Origin of the sequence: Actinomadura geliboluensis, assembly GCF_043197915.1 — a bacterium.
Taxonomy (GTDB): domain Bacteria; phylum Actinomycetota; class Actinomycetes; order Streptosporangiales; family Streptosporangiaceae; genus Spirillospora; species Spirillospora geliboluensis.
This window is the reverse complement of record NZ_JBICUA010000005.1, coordinates 25,503-45,594: the sequence shown is the minus strand read 5'-3', so window position 1 is coordinate 45,594 and position 20,092 is coordinate 25,503. Positions and strand designations below refer to the sequence as shown.

The 20,092-nt window shown below is 73.3% G+C and carries 11 protein-coding genes; 5 read left to right on the top strand and 6 right to left on the bottom strand.

The genetic code is table 11. The features are described from left to right. Nucleotides 1–30 precede the first annotated feature (30 nt). Nucleotides 31–3,414, bottom strand: coding sequence for a CHAT domain-containing protein (locus ACGFI1_RS17770; RefSeq protein WP_392786353.1), 3,384 nt, complete (start codon nucleotides 3,412–3,414; stop codon nucleotides 31–33). A 12-nt stretch (nucleotides 3,415–3,426) separates the two neighbouring features. Beyond that, nucleotides 3,427–5,076 carry a WD40 repeat domain-containing protein gene (locus tag ACGFI1_RS17765; RefSeq protein WP_392786351.1) on the bottom strand — a complete coding sequence of 550 codons (1,650 nt, stop codon included), beginning with the start codon at nucleotides 5,074–5,076 and terminating at the stop codon, nucleotides 3,427–3,429. Nucleotides 5,077–5,385: 309 nt separating this feature from the next. On the opposite strand from ACGFI1_RS17765, the gene ACGFI1_RS17760 reads away from it, so the two are divergent. The 4 genes from ACGFI1_RS17760 to ACGFI1_RS17745 all read left to right on the top strand — a co-directional run bounded on the left by ACGFI1_RS17760 (nucleotide 5,386) and on the right by ACGFI1_RS17745 (nucleotide 11,152). Further along, nucleotides 5,386–5,745: a hypothetical protein gene (locus ACGFI1_RS17760; RefSeq protein ID WP_392786349.1), complete on the top strand. Its 360-nt coding sequence runs from the start codon at nucleotides 5,386–5,388 to the stop codon at nucleotides 5,743–5,745. Nucleotides 5,746–5,749: 4 nt separating this feature from the next. Next, the gene (locus ACGFI1_RS17755; RefSeq protein WP_392786347.1) at nucleotides 5,750–6,661 is read left to right on the top strand and encodes a hypothetical protein; all 912 of its coding nucleotides are present in this window, start codon (nucleotides 5,750–5,752) and stop codon (nucleotides 6,659–6,661) included. Nucleotides 6,662–6,861: 200 nt separating this feature from the next. Then, nucleotides 6,862–8,472, top strand: coding sequence for an alkaline phosphatase D family protein (locus ACGFI1_RS17750; protein ID WP_392786345.1), 1,611 nt, complete (start codon nucleotides 6,862–6,864; stop codon nucleotides 8,470–8,472). 100 nt (nucleotides 8,473–8,572) lie between these two features. Then, complete coding sequence (locus tag ACGFI1_RS17745) at nucleotides 8,573–11,152, top strand: hypothetical protein (RefSeq protein ID WP_392786343.1); 2,580 nt, start codon at nucleotides 8,573–8,575, stop codon at nucleotides 11,150–11,152. A 61-nt stretch (nucleotides 11,153–11,213) separates the two neighbouring features. Here the strand turns inward: ACGFI1_RS17745 and yjfF are convergent, their stop codons facing one another. From yjfF to ACGFI1_RS17725, 4 genes are read right to left on the bottom strand one after another with little or no spacing between them, the layout of a single operon-like run. After that, a complete protein-coding gene (gene yjfF / locus ACGFI1_RS17740) occupies nucleotides 11,214–12,230 on the bottom strand; it encodes a galactofuranose ABC transporter, permease protein YjfF (RefSeq protein WP_392786341.1) in 1,017 nt (338 codons plus the stop codon). Next, a complete protein-coding gene (locus tag ACGFI1_RS17735) occupies nucleotides 12,227–13,279 on the bottom strand; it encodes an ABC transporter permease (RefSeq protein WP_392786339.1) in 1,053 nt (350 codons plus the stop codon). The genes yjfF and ACGFI1_RS17735 overlap by 4 nt, the downstream gene beginning before the upstream one ends. Next, nucleotides 13,276–14,790, bottom strand: coding sequence for a sugar ABC transporter ATP-binding protein (locus ACGFI1_RS17730; protein WP_386870211.1), 1,515 nt, complete (start codon nucleotides 14,788–14,790; stop codon nucleotides 13,276–13,278). Before ACGFI1_RS17730 ends, ACGFI1_RS17735 begins: the two co-directional genes overlap by 4 nt. Before the next feature lie 24 nt (nucleotides 14,791–14,814). Next, the gene (locus tag ACGFI1_RS17725) at nucleotides 14,815–15,789 is read right to left on the bottom strand and encodes an ABC transporter substrate-binding protein (protein ID WP_392786337.1); all 975 of its coding nucleotides are present in this window, start codon (nucleotides 15,787–15,789) and stop codon (nucleotides 14,815–14,817) included. 470 nt (nucleotides 15,790–16,259) lie between these two features. Here ACGFI1_RS17725 and ACGFI1_RS17720 point away from each other — a divergent pair, with 470 nt between their 5' ends. Continuing rightward, entirely contained in the window at nucleotides 16,260–20,078 is a 3,819-nt protein-coding gene (locus ACGFI1_RS17720) for a bifunctional glycosyltransferase/CDP-glycerol:glycerophosphate glycerophosphotransferase (protein ID WP_392786335.1), read from the top strand. Nucleotides 20,079–20,092: the final 14 nt, after the last annotated feature.

Sequence of the window (20,092 nt, the reverse complement as noted above, 5' to 3'; positions counted from 1 at the left end):
GAGAAAGACCGCCCGGGGAGTCCGAAGAGGTCAGGGACCGCTGTGGACGAGGGGTGCCCACAGGGTGGGGTCGGCGCGCTGGCGGGCGCGCATGGCGAGGACGACCTCGCGGAGGACGGGGGCGGCGGCGTCGGCGGCCGGGGTCTCCGGCAGCGCCGCGTAGAAGGCGGTGGCGGCCTCGGCGGCGGCGGTGTCGTCGACGGGCCAGAGGCTGGCCACGACGTGCCGGAACCCGGCGAACTGGAAGGCCGACGCCAGGTGCAGCACCTCGTCGGCGTACCGGACGCCGTGGTCGGCGGTCGAGCAGGCCGACAGGTACGCCAGCTCCGCCTCGGCCGGCCGCAGGCCGCCGATCTCGGGGAGCGTCAGCGTCCGGTCGTGCAGCAGCAGGCCACCGGCCGCGGGCGAGACGGGGTTCGCGACCGCGTGGCAGGCGAAGTGCGCCCAGGTGGCGTCGCCGAGGGCGGTGAGGACGTTCGCGGCGGTGGCGCGCGGGCCCGTCAGCGTCGAACCGCCGAGGAGGGACGCCTCCGCCGCCGCTCCGGGCAGGTCGGCCTGGCCGGGGGTCTGCTCCAGCACGACCGTCAGCGGTTCCCGGCGGGTGGCGGGCGGGCGGTTCCGTGCGTCCCTCAGCGCCCGCAGGGAGGGGACGAAGGAGGAGACCATGACGTCGAGGGCACCGGGCCGGCCCGGTTCCTCGGCGGCGTGCAGCGGCAGCAGGCCCAGCGCGCCGGTCGGCAGCCACCAGACGCGGTGCGGTCCCGGCCGGGGCGGTCCGAGGGCGTCCGCGACGGGTCCGACGGCCGTCCGCCACAGCCAGGCCAGGACGTCGCGGACGGTCCGCCTCCGCACCATCACACGGCTGAGCGTCCCTCCGCCGGACAGCGCCGCGAGCAGGGCGGTGACCTGGTCGGCCACGGCGGCGTCCCGGAGTTCCGGCAGCGGCACGCGGACGGGCGGACGGTCGGCCGTGACGAGGACGGCGTCACCGCCGTCCCTGCCCGCGTTGACCAGGACGACGGTGCCTCCGGCCGCGGCGGCGCGCAGATCGTCCAGGCGCGGCGCCGCCAGGAAGCCCTCCAGCCCGGGCAGGGCGCGGATGCGGCGCAGCAGCGTGTCGTGGTCGTGCCACCAGCGGCGGCGCTCGTCGGCGCCGAAGCCGGGCGTGGCGAGCCGCTCGCACACCCACTGGAACCGGTCGGCGAGCCGGGCGTCGCGGTCGCGGAGGTCGGCCGCCCCGGCCCGGGTGCCGGCCTGCGCGGCCAGCAGCACGCCCCGGCCCAGCTCGGCGAACTCGACGGCGCCCGCCGGGTCGCCGCAGTCGCAGTGGGCGGCGACGCCCGCGGCGACCAGGCCCGCGTGCGCGCCGATCCGGTGCTGCTGGTCCGCCCATCCGGCCTCGCGCGGCGCGACGGACGGCAGCAGCGCGGCGGCGGCGTCCAGCAGCTCCGCCGCCTGGCGGCCGGCGCCGGCGGCCCGGGCGAGCAGGCCCGCCGCGTGCCGGGCCGCGACCCGGTCGGCGGGGGACGCGGTCGGCTGCTCGTCGTCCAGCCCGGCGAGGTCGTGGATCCGGTCCGGGGGCGGGGCGTCGCCGCCGCGCTCCACTCCGGCCTGGTAGGCGCGGCACAGCCCGGCCGCCGCCCGCAGCCGGTCGGGGTGGTCTCGGGGCAGGCCGGTCCAGGCGCGTTCGGCGAGGTCGACGGCGGCGGTGAGGTCGCCGGGGGAACCGCCGGCGCGGTGCCGGGCCAGCCGCGCCGCCGCCAGGTCGGCCCACCGGCGCGGGAGGTCGGCGTCGTCGGCGGGCGTCCGGGCGACGGCCCGGCCGCCGAGGATGATCGCCCGGTCGAGGTCGGCGGAGTCGCCGGTGGCGTGGTGGCGCGTCCAGTACGCGGCGGCGAGGCGGGCGAGCCGGCCGGCCAGCGCGGCATCGTCGGCGGCCGTGGCGCCGACCGCCCGCCGGCCGAGTTCGATCGCGCGGTGGAGGTCGGCGTCCGAGGCGACGGTGCCGGACCGGAGCCGGTACGCCTCACCGAGCATCGACCACCGCGCCGGAAGGCTCCCGGGCGATGCCAGGCTCTCCTCCCCCGCCTCGACCGCCCGCGCGAGGTCGGTGAGCACGCCGGTCCGCGTGTACCGGGTCAGGTGGACGGCGGCGAGGTGCGCGGCGGCCGGGCCGCGCGCCGGATGCCCGGACGGGACGGCGGCCAGCGCCCAGCCCGCGACCGTGGCGGCGCGGTCCAGGTCGTCGAGCGAACCGGTCGCGATCGAGCGCCGGTGCAGCGCGTCGGCGAGGCTGCGCAGGACGACGGGGCGGCGCCGGTCGTCCTCGGGGAGCGTGTCGAGGGCGTCCCCGGCGAGGACGACCGCCCGGTCGAGTTCGTCCGGGTCGCCGGTGCGGCGCTGCCTGCGGAGCACGGCGGTGGCAGCCTCCGCCAGGTGGACGCCCCGGTCGGGGTCGTCCTCGGGCGCGGACGCGGCGACCTGTTCGGCCAGGTCGGCGGCCCGGTCCAGGTCGGCGCGCGATCCGGTCCGCTCGTGCCTGCGCAGCAGTACCGCACTCAGTTCGGAGCGCCATGCCGGACGGGCGTCCTCCCCGGCGGCGGTGAGGGCGCTCTCGCAGAGGCGCACGGCGGTGTTGAGGTGCCCGGGGTCGTCGCTGTGCTCGAACAGGAGCCGGTGGGCGGTGCCGAGATCGGCGAGGACGTGCGGCCCGCCGCCGTCGTGCGCGACGCGTTCGAGCAGGCGGATGCCGCGCCGGAGGTCTTCGGGGTCTCCGCGCAGCTTGTACCGGCATCGGTAGGCGGCCGCGAGGGCCTCCCACGCCGCCGCTGTTTCGGGGTGGCCCGCCACGGCCTTCTCTCCGGCGGTGACGGCCTGGTCCAGGTCGTCCGGTGAGCCGTCCCGCTCATGGCGGAGGCGGAGAGCCGTGCAGAGCGCCGCTTGCCGCGAGACGTCGGCGGGCCTGCGGGCCGCTGCCGGGGTCATGAGGGCGATCGCGGCGTCGAGCAGCGCCGGATCCCGCGCGGGAGAGCGCAGCATGGTGTGCGCCGCGGCCGCCTGGGTCTCGTCGTCGGACGCCCGGCCGAGCAGCGGCCGCATCGGCAGCGGGACCCGGCGGCGGTCGGCGGCGACGGGCGCGAGCGCAACCACGGCTCGCGCCAGATCGACGTCCCCCGGCGCTCCCCCGCGAAGGCTGTGCCGCTCGTAGTGCAGCCGCGCCAGCAGCACGCTCGCCCGCGCGTACGCGTCGATCAGCACCGGCGACGCCGTCGCGGTGTCGACGGCCCGGACGTTCCGCCACAGCCCCTCGGCGTACTCGCCGGCCTCCGCCCCCAGCGGCAGCGTCCGGTCGCCGGTCGCCTCGTACTCCGCCAGGAGGTCCGCGAGCTTGGCGGACAGGCCGTCCAACGGCATCGGGGAGGCCCGCTACCAGTGCAGGTTCAGCAGCAGGGCGCGCGCCGGGCTGTCGCGTTCGCGGGCCGCCGCCAGCACCAGCCCTTCGCCGGGACGCGCCACCAGCTCGATCGGCTGGTACAGGCCGCTCGCGCCGTGGTCGAGCCGGACCAGCTCCGCGCCCGACTCGACCTCCCACGCCAGCGTCAGCGGCCCGCTCGTCGCGGCGGCCACGACCCGCAGGTCCGGCAGGACGCCGAGGGCGACGTCGGCGGAACCGGCCGCGTCGAGGGAGAAGGTTCGCTGGAGTTCGCCGGTGAAGCCGTCCCAGACGTGCACCGCCGATCCGGACGCGGCCGCGACCCGGAAGGAGCCGTCGTCCAGCGTGGCGAGCGCCACCTTCGGCATGGCCGCCATCGCCCGTGACTCCAGCGCGAACTCGTGCGTCTTCGCGCCCGTGTCGACGTCCCAGACGTGGACGGTCGAGCGCTCCGAGTCGTCCGACGCGGCGGCCACGCAGGTGTGCCCGTCCGCCAGCACCGCCGCCGCGACCGACCAGACGATCTCGACGCCGGGCGGGCCCACGGTGAAGCAGGCCCGCTCGCGGACGTACTCGACCGACCAGACCCGGACCGTCCCGTCGTCGCTCCCGGAGACCAGCGAGGGGACCTGGCCCGGCGGGCACGCCCACGCCACCGCGTTGACCGCGCCCTCGTGGTCGTCGATCTCCTGGAGGGCGGTGCCGTCCAGCGCCGACCAGACCCGGACGAGTTGGTCCTTCCCGGCCGTCGCCAGGACGGTCGTCCCGTCGCCGGTCACGGCCAGCGCGACGTCCAGCACCCACTCGGTGTGGCCGGCGAACGTGCGCGCCGCCGCACCGTCGCGGAGGTTCCACAGGCGGGCCGCGTCGTCGTGCGCGGACGCGAGCACGGTCCGGCCGTCGGGCAGGGCGGCGAGGGCCAGCGCGTTCGGGCTCGGCCCGCCGCCGGCGGTGTCCCGCCAGGCGGGCGGCGTGATGTCGCGGACGTCCACCCGCGCAGGCGCCCAGGCACGCGGCCTCCCCGTGGCGGCGCGGACCGGGCCGGGCGGCGTCAGCCCGTCCGGCGCGGGCGGCCCGTCCGGTGTCAGCGCCCACTCGGACCGGGGCCGGCCGTAGACGTACCGCCACTCGTCGGCGTCGACACTGGCGATCACCGACCCGTCCGGGAGGGCGCTGAGGCCCTCGGGCATCTCGGGACGGCCCTCGATCGGCGCCTCGAAGCCGACGCCGTCGAGGTCGGTGTCGCGGTACGGGAGTTCGGGGTCCTCATTGGCCCGGACGATCTCCACGTACCTCCGGACGGCGGTGTCCTCGTCCGGATAGTCGGCGACCCGGTACTCGCCGCCAGGATCCATGTTCTCGATGACGGCGAACCGGCGCTCGCCGTCCTTGGGATCGTCGTACCGCGCCACCTCGATCGAGCCTCCGAGAAGCGCGTGCGTCTCCGTCCGGCGCAGCGTCGTCCCGGCATCGACCGCGGAGTGGAGTTCGTCCCAGAGGTCGTCCTTCAGTTCGCCCCAGCATTCGTACAGGCAGGAGCCGCCGGTGTCGTAAAGGACACGGGACCCGTCGGCGCCGCATACCCGGCGGAACGGCTCGGCGTCGACCGGAGTCGGCTCCCAGCGCCCCTTATGCCGCCGCATTTGCGCCTGGACCGCCTGCCATGCCGCGCCCTTATCCGGAAACGCGCGGACGCCGAAGCCCTGGTGACGCACATACCAGCCGCCCGAACCGAGTTCACCGACCTGGATATGGACGGGCCCCTCAATCGGATCGTGGTCGCACAGAACCCACTGCATCACCGGGGAATGACCATCGTCCAATGCGAAGTTCCAGAACCTGGCGCCGGGCACGCGGCGATCCTAACCACGGGCACCTCCCTTGTACGCGATGCCGGGAAAGATGCCGGGAAACGGCCACCGTCCGACCCGGCGCGGATAGCGTTCTCGCCCGTGGAACAACGGAACAACGACGAATCCGCCGAACGGCGGGCGCTCGGCGCGCTCTGCGACGACCTTCCGGCGCTGCGGGAGCAGTGCGCGGACGGGCCCGAGCGGCTGCTCCTGTCCCGCGTCGAGGCCGCGGCCCGCGCCCGCCACCCCGTCCGGGCGCTGCTCGCCGAACTCGTCGGCGGCGACCCGGGCGGCCCGGGGCGCGGACCCGCCGCCGGTCTCCCCGGCGCCGGGCCCGGCCGGGCCGACGAGGAGACCTTCGGCTGCCCCGACGGGGCCTGCGACCGGATCGCCGACGGGGTGCCCGCCGGGCCGTTCCCGCGCTGCCGCGTCACCGGCCTCCCGATGGCCCCGCGGTGACGATGTGAACGCCTTCTTCACCGAGCTGGCCAAGAAGCTCGCCGAACGCTGGGTGGGGCTGCTCGCCGTGCCCGGACTGCTGTTCGTCGGGGTCGCCTGGGCCGGGTCCCGGCTCGGCTGGGCGCACGCCCTCGACCTGACCATGCTCCGCGCCCAGGTCACCGCCCTCGGGACGGAGCAGGGCAAGCTCACCGTCTCGGCGCAGATCCTCACGGCCGTCTGGCTGCTGCTGGCCGCGTGCGGGATCGGCCTCGTCGTCCAGGCGCTCACCGCGCCCGTCCGCGGGCTGTGGCTCGGCCAGTGGCCGCGCGGCCTACACGGGCTGCGCGACCGGCTCACCCGGGCACGGTCGGAACGCTGGAACGCGCACGTCGAAACGCGCCACGCCCTGCAGGGCGCGCACCCCGCCGCCGAGCGGACACCCGCGGAGCAGGCCGCCATCGACGCCGCCGCCGACCGCGCCAACCGGATCGCCCTTGCCCCTCCCGCACGTCCCACTTGGATGGGCGACCGGGTCGCCGCCGTCGAGCAGGTCGCGCTGAACCGCTACTCCCTCGATCTGGCGTTCGCCTGGCCGCGGCTGTGGCTCGTCCTGCCCGACCCGGTCCGCGCCGACATCTCCGCCGCGCACGGCCAGTTCGCCGCGACCGTCGTCACGTTCGCCTGGGCGATCCCGTACGCGGTGCTGACCGTGTGGTGGTGGCCGGCCGCGGTCGTCGCGCTCGCCGTCGCCCTCACCGGGTGGATGCGCGCCCGCTCCGCGCTGGCCGAACTCACCGACCTCACCGAAGCGGCGCTCGACCTGCACGGACGCACCCTCGCCACGTCCCTCGGGACGTCGCCGCCCGAGAGCACGGGCCCCCTCTCGCAGGACGAGGGCCGGGCCATCACCCGCCAGACCCGTAAGGGACGCTGACCCGCCGAGCCGAGGACGACGGGTGCGATAACAGCTGATCTGTTCGCACGTTCATCACGTCTATCACTGCGATGTTCGCAAAACAAGACGTTATATTTTCCGCGGTGCCGACCTATGATCAACGTCGGTCAGCCGGCACCGCCCGTCCGCCGCCGCGGCGGAGGGCCGCCTCGCTCTGCCCCCGAGCACAGGAGGTCCCCATGTCTGCGCACGTCAACCCGTTCTCACGGCGCAAGTTCCTCGGCTGGAGCGGGGCCGGCGCGGCCACCGTCCTGCTCGGCACCGGCGCGCTCGGCGCGTCCGCCGCGCACGCCTACACGTTGCGTAAATCTGGTCTCTTCACACTCGGCATCGCATCGGGCGACCCGTCCCCGGACGGCTTCGTGCTCTGGACCCGGCTGGCGCCCGACCCGTTCGCCGCCGACGGCAGGGCCGGGATGCCCGACCGCCGCATCAAGGTCGAGTACGAGGTGGCGCACGACGAGGGGTTCCGCCGGATCGTCCGGCGCGGCGAGGCCGTGGCGACGCCCGAACTCGGCCACTCGGTGCACCCGGAGATCTCCGGGCTCGCCCCCGGCCGCGAGTACTTCTACCGCTTCCGCGCCGCCGGGGAGATCTCACCGGTCGGCCGCACCCGCACCATGCCCGCCGCCAGGTCGCTCCCGCGCGAGCTCTCCTTCGGCGTCGCGTCCTGCCAGGCGTGGCAGGACGGCTACTTCACGGCCTTCGACCACATGGCCGACGAGGACTTCGACCTGATCGTCCACCTCGGCGACTACATCTACGAGTACGAGCTCACGAACAACAACCGGCGCGGGGTGACCGTCCCGCCCCAGTTCGGCACGGAGACCTTCGACCTGGCCCGGTACCGCCTCCAGTACTCGCTCTACAAGGCCGAGGAGCCGCTGCAGCGGGCGCACGCGCAGTGCCCGTGGATCCACACCCTGGACGACCACGAGGTGGTGAACGACTGGGCCGACGACACCGTCCTCATGGGCCGCAACCCCAACCCCGACCCGGCCGAGTTCGCCGCCCGCAAGGCCGCCGCCTTCCAGGCGTTCTACGAGAACCTGCCGCTGCGCCGCGCCCAGATGCCGGCGGGCCCGGACATCAGGCTGCACCGCCGCCTCTCCTACGGCCGGCTCGCCGACCTCACCATGATCGACACGCGCGGCCACCGCGACATCCAGGCGTGCTCCTACGGCAACGGGACGGGCCGCACCTCGTCCTGCGACGAGCGCTTCGACGCCGCCCGCACCATCCTCGGGGACGAGCAGCGCCGCTGGCTGCTGGACGGCCTCGCCCGGTCGCGGGCCCGCTGGCAGATCCTCGGCAACCAGGTCCCGATGGGCGAGACCGACTGGGACGCGGGCCCCGGCAAGGACGTGTGGGTCGACCCGTGGGACGGCTACGTCGCCGACCGCAACAAGGTGCTCGCCGCCGCGCACGAGCACGGCGTCCGGAACCTGGTCGTGCTCAGCGGCGACCGGCACCAGAACTACGCCGTCGACCTCAAGCGCGACTTCGAAAAGCCCGGTTCGCCGACCGTCGCGACCGAGTTCGTCACGACGTCCGTCACCTCCGGCGGCGACGGCGCCGACATGGACGACCTCGGCCGCAGGTTCCTCGCCGCGAACCCGCACATGCGCTTCTTCAACGCCCAGCGCGGCTACATCAGGGTGAACGTCGACCGCGACGCCTGGCGCAGCGACTTCCGCGTCCTGCCCTACGTCACCAGGCCGGGCGCCCCCGTCTCCACCCGGGCGTCCTTCGTCATCGAAGACCGCAAGCCCGGAGTCCAGCCGGCCTGACCACATCCAGCCGCCGAACCCACCGAATCCTTCGGAAACCGGGGCCTTGTGTAAAAGGGACGCCGCTACCATCGGGGGAATACGGCGGGGGTGGGGTGCCTTGGGCGACTTCGATCGGGTCTTCGATCCGCAGTACGCGGCCGTCGATCTTTTTACGAACCGCACCGACGAGAATACGACGTTCGCGCGGTCGCTGGCGCGCCATCTCGAACGCGTTTCCGACGGCACGGCCAGTCTCGCGAACAGGGCACGCCACCACGTCCTGACGTTCTACGGCGTCGGCGGCATCGGCAAGACGGAGTTATCGCGCCGGCTGGAGCGGTGGGCGCTGGGCGAACTTCCGGAGGACGACGAATGGGGCGCGGCGCCGCGGCTGGGCCCGCCGCTGCGTACCGTGCGGCTCGACTTCCACGGCAGCGCCGCCGTCCAGGCCGCCGAGATCGTCCTGCGGCTGCGGGCCGCGCTCGCCGACTCCGGCCGGCGTTTCCCCGCGTTCGACGTGGGGTTCGCCGCCTGGTGGGCGCTGGCCCATCCGGGGGTCGCGCTGCCCGACCTGCGCAGCCCGTCGGGGTTCGACGTGCAGGGGCAGATCAACGACACGCTCAACGAGGTCCTGACCGAGGTCGGCGCGAACTTCGGGCTCGGGCCGCTGACCGTCCGGTCCGGCCGGATCATCGTGGACGCGGTGCGGTCGAGGCGGTTCCGCACCAGGGCGCTGCGCGAGTGCGCGCCGCTGGCGGCGATCGTCGACGAGGCGCGGCTGGATCCCTCCGCCTATGTCGCGGCGTCGCTCGCCGGGCTGCTGTCCTGGGATTTCGAACGGCTGCCCGGCGAGCGGAAGCCGCTGCTGGCGGTGTTCGCCGACGCCGCCGAGTACATCCAGGGCGGCGACCGGGGGCAGGAACGGCTCTTCAACCGGATCGTGCATCTCACACCCGGTTTCCTCTGGGTGGTGACGTCCCGCCGGGCGCTCGACTGGGACTCCGCCGACCTGGCCGCGCTGCTGCCGAGCGCCGGCCCGGCCGTGTGGCCCGGGATGCGGCTGGGGGCGGTCGACGAGCCGCGGCAGCACCTCGTCGGCGACCTGTCCGACGAGGACGTCCAGCGCTTCCTCGACGCGGCGTCGGAGGCGCCCGGCACCCCGGCGCTGAGCCCCGAGGTGCGGGCACGGATCCTCCGGGCGGCGCACGGGCTGCCGCTCTACCTCGACCTCTCGCTGGCCATGGCACGCGCGATGGACGAGGGCGAACTCGACCCCGACGCGTTCGGCAAGCCGCTCCCCCAGCTCGTCACCCGGGTCTTCGCCGACCTCCCGCCGGAGGAACGCGAGATCGCGCGCACCGCGAGCCTGGTGGCCCGGTTCGACCCGGAGCTGCTCGCGCAGACCACCGGCGGGTTGCTCGGCGACGCCCTGCGCTTCTGCGAGCGGTCGCTCGTCGGCTACGACGGGCACCCGCTCCTCCCCTACCGCCTCCACGACGCGGTCCGGTCCGCCATCGCCGCGGAGAGCCCCGCGGTCCCCGGCGCGTGGGCCCCGGAGGACCGGCGGAGCCGTGCCGTCGCGCTGGCCGGGGTGCTCCGGATCCGGCACGACGAGGCGCTCCACAGCATCGAGCAGCGTCTGGACATCGTCGAGATCGCGGGCCGGCTCTGCGCCGACCACGACCTCGCGCTGCCGTGGCTGCTCACGTCCGTCAACGACCTGCCCGCGTTCGAGCAGACCGCCGACCGGCTGCCCGAACCGGACGGCGGCACTTGGATCGGGCTACTGGCGACCTTCCTCAACGCCTGGCGCGGCCGCACCCTCGAGCAGCGCGTCGCCTACCTGACCGACTTCGTCGCCCATCCGCTGCCGGACGACCTCGGACGGGTGGCGCGCCGGTGGCTCGCCTACTCGCTGCGCTCGGTCTACGAGCACTCCGCCGCGCTCGCGATCCTGCAGGAGCTGCTGGCCGAAGAGCCCGACTCGCAGCTCCTGCGCTACCAGACGGCCAGAGGTCTGCACGGCCTCGGCCGCTACCACGATCTCAAGCGCCAGCTGGAGACCTATCCGGTCATCGGCGCCGCCGCCGATGTGCGTCTCCAGGCGGACCTCTGCTTCGACAGGGCCGAACTCACGGAGGCCATCGTGGGAACCGCTGCCCGGGCCGGCTACCTGCGTTCCAAGGGCAAGCACCGGATCGCGATCGACAACGACGCGATGGTCCTCTGGAGGAAGGCGCTGGCCGGCCGGGCGTCCATCGCGGAGTGCGACGAGCTGGCCGACACCTCCGACGAGTACGGAAGGCCGCTGACCCACCGGACCGCTCTGGCGGCCCGCCTGGTGTGCCTGTCGGCGTCCCATCCGCGGGTCGCGGATACCCTCGCCGAACGCGCCGCCGTCATCGAGTCCTCGGGCAGCACGGAGGGATGGCGCGAATACACCGCCGACCTCGTGCAGGCCCTGCGCCGCGGGGACCGCGAGGCCGTCGCCGACATCCGCGGGCGCTGGATCGCGAGTAACACGCCCTGGACGCCGAACCAGCAGCTCATCGACCGGATCTGCGTGTTCGCGGGCCATCCCCCGGTCTTCGACCCGCCGCGTTTCGCCGACGACGACGGCGACGAGGTCAGCCGCCGCTGGCACACCGTCCTGGCCGCGCTCACCGCCCCCGACGCGGGCGCCTCCCCGCAACCCTGACGTCTGCTCCTCACCGCCTTCCGGCGGGATGTGCACGACTGGCATCCGCCTGGAGAGTCGGTCAGGGGACGGCGGGGCGGGTGCGGCGGCGGGCTCCGATGAGGCGTTGGAGGGCGATGAAGCCGAACAGCAGGACGCCGATGGCGATGCGCGTCCACCAGGAGCTGAGCGTGCCCTCGAAGCTGAGGATGGTCTTGATGACGCCGAGGACGAGGACGCCGAGGACGCTGCCCACGAGGTAGCCGGAGCCGCCGGTGAGGACCGTCCCGCCGATGACGACGGCGGCGATCGCGTCCAGCTCCATGCCGATCGCGTGGGTCGGGTCGCCGGACAGGGTGTAGAGCGCGAACAGCACGCCGCCGAGCGCGGAGCAGAAGCCGCTGATCGCGTACACCTGGATCTTCGTGCGGCCGACGGGCAGGCCCATCAGCATCGCCGACTGCTCGTTGCCGCCGACGGCGTAGACGTTGCGGCCGGTGCGCGTCCACTGCAGGACGACGGCGCCGACGGCGGCCACGAGCAGGGCGGTGACCGCGCCGTAGGAGAGGTGGTCGCCGCCCGGCAGGTGCAGGGAGTTGAGGGCGAGGGTGTCGAAGAACGCGTCGTCGATGGAGATCTGGTTCTCGCTCAGCGTCAGGCACAGGCCGCGCGCCAGGAACATCCCGGCGAGCGTCGCGATGAACGGCTGCACCTGGAACACGTGGATCATGTAGCCCATGGCCGCGCCGAACAGCGTCCCGAAGGCGAGCACCAGCGGGATGACGGCCGGCGCGGGCAGGTGCAGCTTCATCGTGCCGATCGCGCACAGCATCCCCGACAGCGCCACCACGGAGCCCACCGACAGGTCGATGCCGCCGGTGAGGATCACGAACGTCATGCCGACCGCGACGACGATGAGGAACCCGTTGTCGATGAACAGGTCGAGGAAGACCTGGGTGGTGCCGAAGTTCGGGTAGCGGATCGCCCCCGCCGCGAACGCGGCCACGAACAGCCCGAGCGTCACCAGGACGGGAACATGCCTGCGACGCGGCATGAGGGCCCGCCCGCGAACGGCCACACCAGATGGGACGGCGCTCATGCCGTGACCTCCTGCTTGTTGGGCTTGGCCGGCTCCGGGCGCGCGGGCCTTCGGCGGCGGGCGAACTTGGCGCGGAAGGCGGGCGACTGGAGGAGGCACACGATCGTGACGACGACCGCCTCGAAGACCAGCGTGGTGCGCGGCGGGATGCCCGCGGTGTAGATCGTGGTGTCGAGGGTCTGGATGATGAGGGCGCCCACGACCGTCCCGGCGAGCGAGAACCGGCCGCCGGTGAGGGCGGTGCCGCCGAGGACGACGGCGAGGATCGCGTCCAGCTCGATCCACAGCCCGGCGTGGTTGCCGTCCGCCGACAGCGTGTTGGAGCTGATCATCAGCCCGGCGATCCCGGCGCACAGCCCGCAGAACGCGTACGCCAGGACGATCAGCCCGGCGGCGCGGATGCCGACCAGCCGGGACGCCTCGGCGTTGCCGCCGACCGATTCCAGCAGCATGCCGAGCGCGGTGCGCCGGGTCAGCAGGACGGTCGCCGCGAGCGCGATCGCCACCAGGATGATCGCGAACGGCAGGCCGAGCCAGTAGCCGCCGCCGATCATCTTGTAGTCCTGGTCGTTGATCGTGATGATCTGGCCGCCGGTGATGAGCTGCGCGACGCCGCGTCCCGCCACCATGAGGATCAGCGTCGCGATGATCGGCTGGATGCCGAGGCGGGTGACCAGCAGCCCGTTCCACATCCCCAGCAGCAGCGACACGATGACGGCGGCGCCGATCGAGACGACGAGGCCGTGGCCCTCGCTGATCAGGTAGCAGGCCAGCGCGCCGGAGATGGCGACGGTCGCCCCGACGGACAGGTCGACGCCGCCCGTCGCGATGACGACCGTCATCCCGAGCGAGACGAGGATCAGCGGCGCGCCGAACAGCAGGATGTCGATGAGGCTCCCGTACAGGTGGCCCTGCCGCACGTGGATCGCCAGGAAGCCGTGCGTGAAGACGACGTTCCCGAGCAGCAGGACGACCAGCACGGTCACCGGCCAGAACAGCGTGCTCCGGGTGAGGGCGGCGAGTCGGGAGAGGGAGTGCGCCGGCTTCATACCTCCGCGTCTCCGTTCGCGATGGTCTGCAGGATGCGTTCGGGGGTCAGCGACCCGTCGTTGCGGAGTTCGGCGACGAGCCTGCGGTCGCGCAGCACCTCGACCTTGTGCGAGATGCGCAGCACCTCCTCCAGTTCGGCGGAGATGAACACGACGCCCATGCCGTCGCGGGCGAGCGACACCACGAGGCGCTGGATCTCGATCTTGGCGCCGATGTCGATGCCGCGCGTCGGCTCGTCCAGGATGAGCAGTTTCGGCCGGGTGATGAGCCAGCGCGCGAGCAGCACCTTCTGCTGGTTGCCGCCGGACAGGTTCTTCACCGGGGTGTCCGGGTCGGGCGGGTGGATGCGCAGCGCCTTGACGTACTCGTCCACCAGCTCGTCGCGGCGGCGCCGGCTCAGCGGGCGGAGCCAGCCGCGCGCGGCCTGCAGCGCGAGGACGATGTTCTCCGCGACGCTCAGGTCCATGACCAGGCCGTCGCCCTTGCGGTCCTCGGGGCAGTACGCGACGCCCCGGTCGATGGCGGCGCGCGGCGTCCGGATCGCGACCGGACCGTCGGCCGTCCGGATCCGGCCGCTGTCGGCGTGGTCCGCGCCGAAGATCAGCCGGGCGAGCTCGGAGCGGCCGGAGCCGAGCAGGCCCGCGAACCCGACGACCTCGCCCGCGCGCAGGTCGAGGTCGGCGGGGGCGATCGCGCCGGTCCGGCCGACGCCTTCGAGTGCGAGCAGCCGCTCCCCCTCGGGGGCGTCGAGGGAGGTCTCGTCGAGTTCCTCCAGCGACGCGAGCTCCTGCCCGGTCATCTTCGCGACCAGCTCGAACCGGCTCAGCTCGCCGATCGGGTACTCGCCGACGAGGCGGCCGTTGCGCAGCACCGTCACCCGGTCGCAGACCTCGTAGATCTGCTCCAGGAAGTGGGAGACGAACAGGATCGCGACGCCGTCGTCCTTGAGCCGGCGCATGACGTCGAACAGCCGGCGGACCTCACCGCGGTCGAGGCTGGACGTCGGCTCGTCCAGGACCAGCACCTTCGCCTGGAGGTCCACCGCCCGGACGATCGCGACGAGCTGCTGCACGGCGAGCGAGTACGACCCGAGCTGCGCGGTGACGTCCAGGTCGAGGTCGAGCCGGGCCAGCAGCTCGGCGGCACGGCGGTTGATCGCCGCCCAGTCGATGCGGCCGGACCGGCGGCGCGGCTGGCGGCCGATGAAGACGTTCTCGGCGACCGACAGGTTCGGGCAGAGGTTGACCTCCTGGTAGACGGTGCTGATGCCGAGCCGCTGGGCGTGCAGCGGCCCCTGGACGAGGGTGCCGCGCCCGTCGATCGCGACGGTCCCGGCGTCGGCCCCGTAGACGCCGGTCAGCACCTTGATGAGGGTGGACTTGCCGGCGCCGTTCTCCCCCATCAGCGCGTGCACCTCGCCGGGGAACAGCCGGAACGCCACGTCGTCGAGGGCCTGGACGCCGGGGAACCCCTTGGAGATGCCGTCCATCTCCAGGACGGGAACGGTCATGGCCGCCTCCTCCTAGCCTGGGGGTCAGTACTTGCGGGTGGGCAGCGCCTCCTTGGCCTTGGCCTGGTCGAAGACCGTCTCGACGGTGACGATGCGCTTCTCGACCTTCTCGCCGGCCTTGACCTTCTTCGCCGTGTCCATCAGCTGGCCGCCGAGCAGCGGGTTGCACTCGACGATGAAGTTGAACTTGCCGTCGGCGAGGGCCTGCATCCCGTCCTTGACCGCGTCGACCGTGACGATCTTGATGTCCTTGCCGGGGGTGAGCCCGGCCTCCTGGATCGCCTGCATCGCGCCGAGGCCCATGTCGTCGTTGTGGGCGAACAGCACGTCGATGTCCTTGTGCGCCTTGAGCAGGGCCTGCATGACCTCCTTGCCCTTGGCGCGGGTGAAGTCGCCGGACTGCGAGGCGATCACCTTGAGGTTCGGGGCGGCCGCGATGGCCTGCTCGAAGCCCTTCTTGCGGTCGATCGCGGGCGCGGCGCCGACGGTGCCCTCCAGCTGGACGATGTTGACCGGCTCCTTGGCGTCCTTGTACTCCGACACCAGCCAGTCGCCGGCCTTCTTGCCCTCCGCGACGAAGTCGGAGCCGAGGAAGGTGACGTAGAGGGACGCGTCGGAGTCGACGGCCCGGTCGGTGAGGACGACCGGGATGTCCGCCGCCTTGGCCTCCTTGAGGACGGCGTCCCAGCCGGTGACGACCACCGGGGAGAAGGCGATGACGTCCACCTTCTGCTTGATGAAGGACCGGATCGCGGCGATCTGGTTCTCCTGCTTCTGCTGGGCGTCGGAGAACTTCAGGTCGACGCCCGCGGCCTTCGCGGCCTCCTGGATCGACTTGGTGTTGGCCGTCCGCCAGCCGGACTCCGCGCCGACCTGGGAGAAGCCGAGGACGAGCTTGCCGGAGCCGGGACCGGAGCCGTCGCCGCCGGAGCCGCAGGCGCTGAGGGCCGTCAGCGCGAGCGAGGCGCCCGCGACGGCGACGATGAGCCGCTTGAGCATGGGATCTTCCTTCTTCCTCGGGGGGTCGGCGAAGGGCGTCTGGGGCGGCGTCCGCGGGCCCGCGAATGTTAGCGGTAACATTCGGAGCCGAGGACGGGACCCCGCCGAGGCGGGGCTCAGTGTGGCGCGTGTCACGAATGTTTGCGCTAACTCTCCACCATGTCAATCCCCCAGGGGTCTTTCGGGATCCGATCGCGGCCCTTGACGCCGGGCGCTGGTACCGCTAACAGTCCGCCTCCGAGCGCCGCCCGCCCGGCCGCCCGCGGAGTTACCGTGAAGGGATGTGACGGGACGAATCGCCCGCCGCGGCAGCGGCCCGCGGCGCCGCCCGCGCACGGGCGGCGGCCCCGGTCCGGCACCGGCCGAAAAAATCAATCTCGATCGCGTGTGATCGTTTCGGCCCGCATAAGCGTCTCCAGAACGGGGAGGGGAAATGGTCGGGGGGAACGGGAGACGAGTTGGTGAAATCCATGACTGAGCCGCGAGTCGGCGTGGTAGTGCCCATATACAACGTGGAGCCGTATCTGGAGGAATGCCTGACCTCCATCGCGCGGCAGTCGCTCCGCGAATTGGACGTCGTACTGGTCGATGACGGGTCGACCGACACCAGCGCGAAGATCGCGCAGAACTTCGTGAACGAGGACCCCCGGTTCCGGCTGATCCGGCAGGCGAACGGCGGGCTCGGCAATGCGCGCAATGTGGGGGCGGCCAGCGTGCGCGGCCGTTTCCTGGCGTTCGTCGACAGCGACGACGTCCTGCCCGGGTACGCGCTCGAACTGCTGGTGAGCACCCTGGAGCGGACCGGGTCGGACATCGCCTCGGGCAACGTCCAGCTGCTCACCGAGGAGGGGCTGCGGCAGTCGCCGATGCACCGCCGCCCGATGGCGTCGACGCGGCTGCGCACCCACGTCACCCGCGACCACCTGCTGATGTACGACCGGCTGGTGCCCAACAAGGTCTTCCGCCGCGCGTTCTGGGACGAGCACGACCTGCGCTTTCCCGAGGGCGTCCTGTACGAGGACATCCCGGTGACGCTGCCGGCGCACTTCCTCGCCACGTCCGTGGACGTGCTCAGCGAGCCCGTCTACTACTGGCGGCAGCGCGCGGGCGGCGACCTGTCGATCACCCAGCGGCGCACGGAGATCGGCGCGGTCACCGACCGGTTCGCGGCGGTGGAGACCGTCAGCCGGTTCCTCGGCGCGCGGACGGAGCCGGAGGTGCGCGCCTGCAAGCGCGAGTACGACGAGGTGGCGCTGCGCAGCGACCTGCGCATCTTCCTGAACGTGCTGGCCGAGGCGGACGAGGAGTTCCGCGCCCGGTTCGTGGAACTGGCCCGCGGTTTCCTCGAACAGGCCGACCGCACCGCGCTGAACGACCTCCCCGCGATGATGCGGTTGAAGTGGCATCTCGTCGGCCGCGGATTAGTGCCGGAGCTGCTCCAGGTGCTGGAGTACGAGCGCCGGAAACTGCGGATTCCGGTGACGCGGAGGTTGTGGCGCCATTACGCGCGGTACCCGTACTGGGGCGACCGGCGGCTGAAAATCCCGCGCCGGGTGTTCCGGCTCGGCGAGGAACTCGCCGCCCGCACGCGATTGCACGAAGTGACCTGGCGGGACGGAAAGCTGCACATCACCGGGCACGCTTTCATCGCCAATGTCGGGACGCGTTTCCCCTGGTCGTCCCTCAAGGTCATCGGTCTCCGGGAGCCGGAGAGCGGCACCACCCGGGTGGTCCCGGCGTGGACGCGGCGCTGCCGCGACGCCGACGAGAGTGCGCGCGATCCGGAGCGCAGCCACGCCTGGTCCGGGTTCTCCGCGACCATCGACCCGAAGCGGCTGCGCCGGGACGGCCGGTACATCGACGGGACCTGGCTGATCGCGGCCGGCGTGTACGACCGCGGGGTGCTGCGGCGCGGGGCGCTGGCGGCGGCGTCCTCGGGCAGCGCCGCGCACCCTGGCTGGCACTACGTCGCGCCTGACGTGCGCGTCGTCCCCGTGTTCACGCGGGGCGGCACACTGCGGCTCCGGGTGGAGACCGTGCGGGCGCGCCTCACCGGCCACCGGGTGAGCGGCGACGCCCTGGAGGTCACGGGAACGGTCCTCGGCGGCGTGCCCGACGGCGCCGCGCTCGCCGTGCAGCGCAACGCCGGGACGCTGCTGGACCGCTACCCGGTGGAACCGGACGCCGACGGCGCCGGCGGCTTCCGGGCGCGGATCCCGCTGAGCGCCCTCATCGACGACATGCCCGCCCAGGACGAGGGGCCGGACGTTCCGGGCACCCCGCCGGGCACCGCGGCCGACACCGGGGTCCAGTGGCGGCTCGAACTGAGCCTGCCGAACGACACCGCGGCCAACCCCTCAGACGGCGCGGACGCCGCCGCGCCGACCCCCGAGGACGAGACGGCGGCCGGAGCCGCCACCGTGGCCAGCGACCCCGCGCTGCCGACCGGCCGCCCGGCGGCGGGCGCCGCCGAGACGGCCGACACCCCCGGCGCGCCGGACGACTTCGCCTCCGACGACGACGCGGCGGGCGGCGACGACGCCGCCTCCTCCGAGGACGTCCCCGCGTCCGCCTCCGACGACGCCTCCGCGGCGCCGGACGAGATGATCCGGATCGTCCTCGACACCGACATCGACGAGGGCCTCTACACCTACGCCGACACGGAGTTCGCGGTCCTGCGCTCCCGGCACGGCTACGCCGGGCTGGAGGCCCGCATCCCCCGCCCAGTCCTCACCGGCGCGGCCTGGGAGCAGGACGGGACGCTGGTCCTCACCGGCGACTGCCCGCCCACCACCCCCGACCCGGCGGAGCTGGTGCTGCGCAGCCGCGACCGCAACGAGGAGCGCGCGTTCCCGCTGACCCGGACGGACGGCCGGTTCCGCGCCGAGCTGCCGGTGAGCCGGCTCGTCTCGCTCGGCGGCGTCCTGCCGCTCGCGTCGGGCCGGTGGGACCTGCGCGTCCGCCGCCCGGCGACCGCGTCGTCCGCGGCCGGGCGGAACCTCGCCGTGCCGCTGGCCCACGCGGCGCTGGACCGGATGCCGGTCGAGAGGACGATCGACGGCCGCCGCTACGTCCTGCGGGAGCAGGGCTACGACGTGCCCGTCCTGGAGGTCCACTCCGACCTGCGGCCCGGCGAGCGCGGCGCGTACCGGCAGGCGCGCACCCGCGCCCGGCACTACCGCGCGCCGCGCCGCCTGCGGTCGCTGCGCCCGGCGGTGCTGTACGACAGCTACTCCGGCAAGCAGTACTCCGACAGCCCCCGCGCGATCCACGAGGAGCTGGTGCGGCGCGGCGCCGACGTCGAGCACCTGTGGGTGGTGCGCGACGCGCAGGTGGAGCTGCCCGAGACGGCGCGGCCCGTGCGGCTGTGGGGCGCCGAATGGTACGAGGCCATGGCCCGGAGCCGCTACGTCATCTCCAACGCGCACCTGCCCGAGTGGTTCGTCCGCCGGCCCGGCCAGGTCGTCGTCCAGACCTGGCACGGCACGCCGCTGAAGCGCATCGGGTTCGACATCGAGGACGTCCACTTCGCCAACGCCCGCTACCTGGAGAAGGTGGCCAAGGAGGCGCCGAACTGGAGCTACCTCGTCTCCCCCAACGCGTTCAGCACGCCGATCCTGCGCCGGGCGTTCCGCTACGAGGGCGAGCTCATCGAGACCGGGTACCCGCGCAACGACATCCTCGCCTCGCCCGACCGCAGCCTCCTCGCGGAGCGGGTGCGCGAGCGGCTCGGCCTGCCCGCGGACAAGCGCGCCGTCCTGTACGCCCCGACCTGGCGGGACGACAGCTACTACGGCCCCGGCAAGTACCGGCTCGACATGCGGCTCGACCTGGAGCGCGCGGCGGCCGAACTCGGCGACGACCACGTGCTGCTGGTCCGGCGGCACCCGAACGTGGTCGACACCGTCCCGGAGGTGGGGGACGGCTTCGTCCGCGACGTGTCCGCCTACCCCGACATCGCGGAGCTGTTCCTGGCCGCGGACGTCCTCATGACCGACTACTCGTCGCTGATGTTCGACTACGCGAACACGGGCAGGCCCATCCTGTTCTTCACCTACGACCTGGAGCACTACCGGGACGAGCTGCGCGGCTTCTACTTCGACTTCGAGGACGAGGCGCCCGGCCCGCTGCTCGGCTCGTCCGACGAGGTGATCGAGGCGCTGCGCTCGCTCGACCAGGTCGAACGCGACTACGCCGAACCCTACGACCGGTTCGTCCGGCGCTTCTGCGAGCTGGACGACGGCAAGGCCGCCAGCCGCGTCGCCGACCGCATCCTCGAGACCGGTTGACGAGCGGTCCCGAA

Bases quoted from the DNA above. Each gene is read 5' to 3' on its own strand.
- ACGFI1_RS17750 (WP_392786345.1), top strand. From the start codon at position 6,862: ATGTCTGCGCACGTCAACCCGTTCTCACGGCGCAAGTTCCTCGGCTGG.
- ACGFI1_RS17765 (WP_392786351.1), bottom strand. From the start codon at position 5,076: ATGCGGCGGCATAAGGGGCGCTGGGAGCCGACTCCGGTCGACGCCGAG.
- yjfF (WP_392786341.1), bottom strand. From the start codon at position 12,230: ATGAGCGCCGTCCCATCTGGTGTGGCCGTTCGCGGGCGGGCCCTCATG.
- ACGFI1_RS17735 (WP_392786339.1), bottom strand. From the start codon at position 13,279: ATGAAGCCGGCGCACTCCCTCTCCCGACTCGCCGCCCTCACCCGGAGC.
- ACGFI1_RS17725 (WP_392786337.1), bottom strand. From the start codon at position 15,789: ATGCTCAAGCGGCTCATCGTCGCCGTCGCGGGCGCCTCGCTCGCGCTG.
- ACGFI1_RS17730 (WP_386870211.1), bottom strand. From the start codon at position 14,790: ATGACCGTTCCCGTCCTGGAGATGGACGGCATCTCCAAGGGGTTCCCC.
- ACGFI1_RS17720 (WP_392786335.1), top strand. From the start codon at position 16,260: ATGACTGAGCCGCGAGTCGGCGTGGTAGTGCCCATATACAACGTGGAG.
- ACGFI1_RS17770 (WP_392786353.1), bottom strand. From the start codon at position 3,414: ATGCCGTTGGACGGCCTGTCCGCCAAGCTCGCGGACCTCCTGGCGGAG.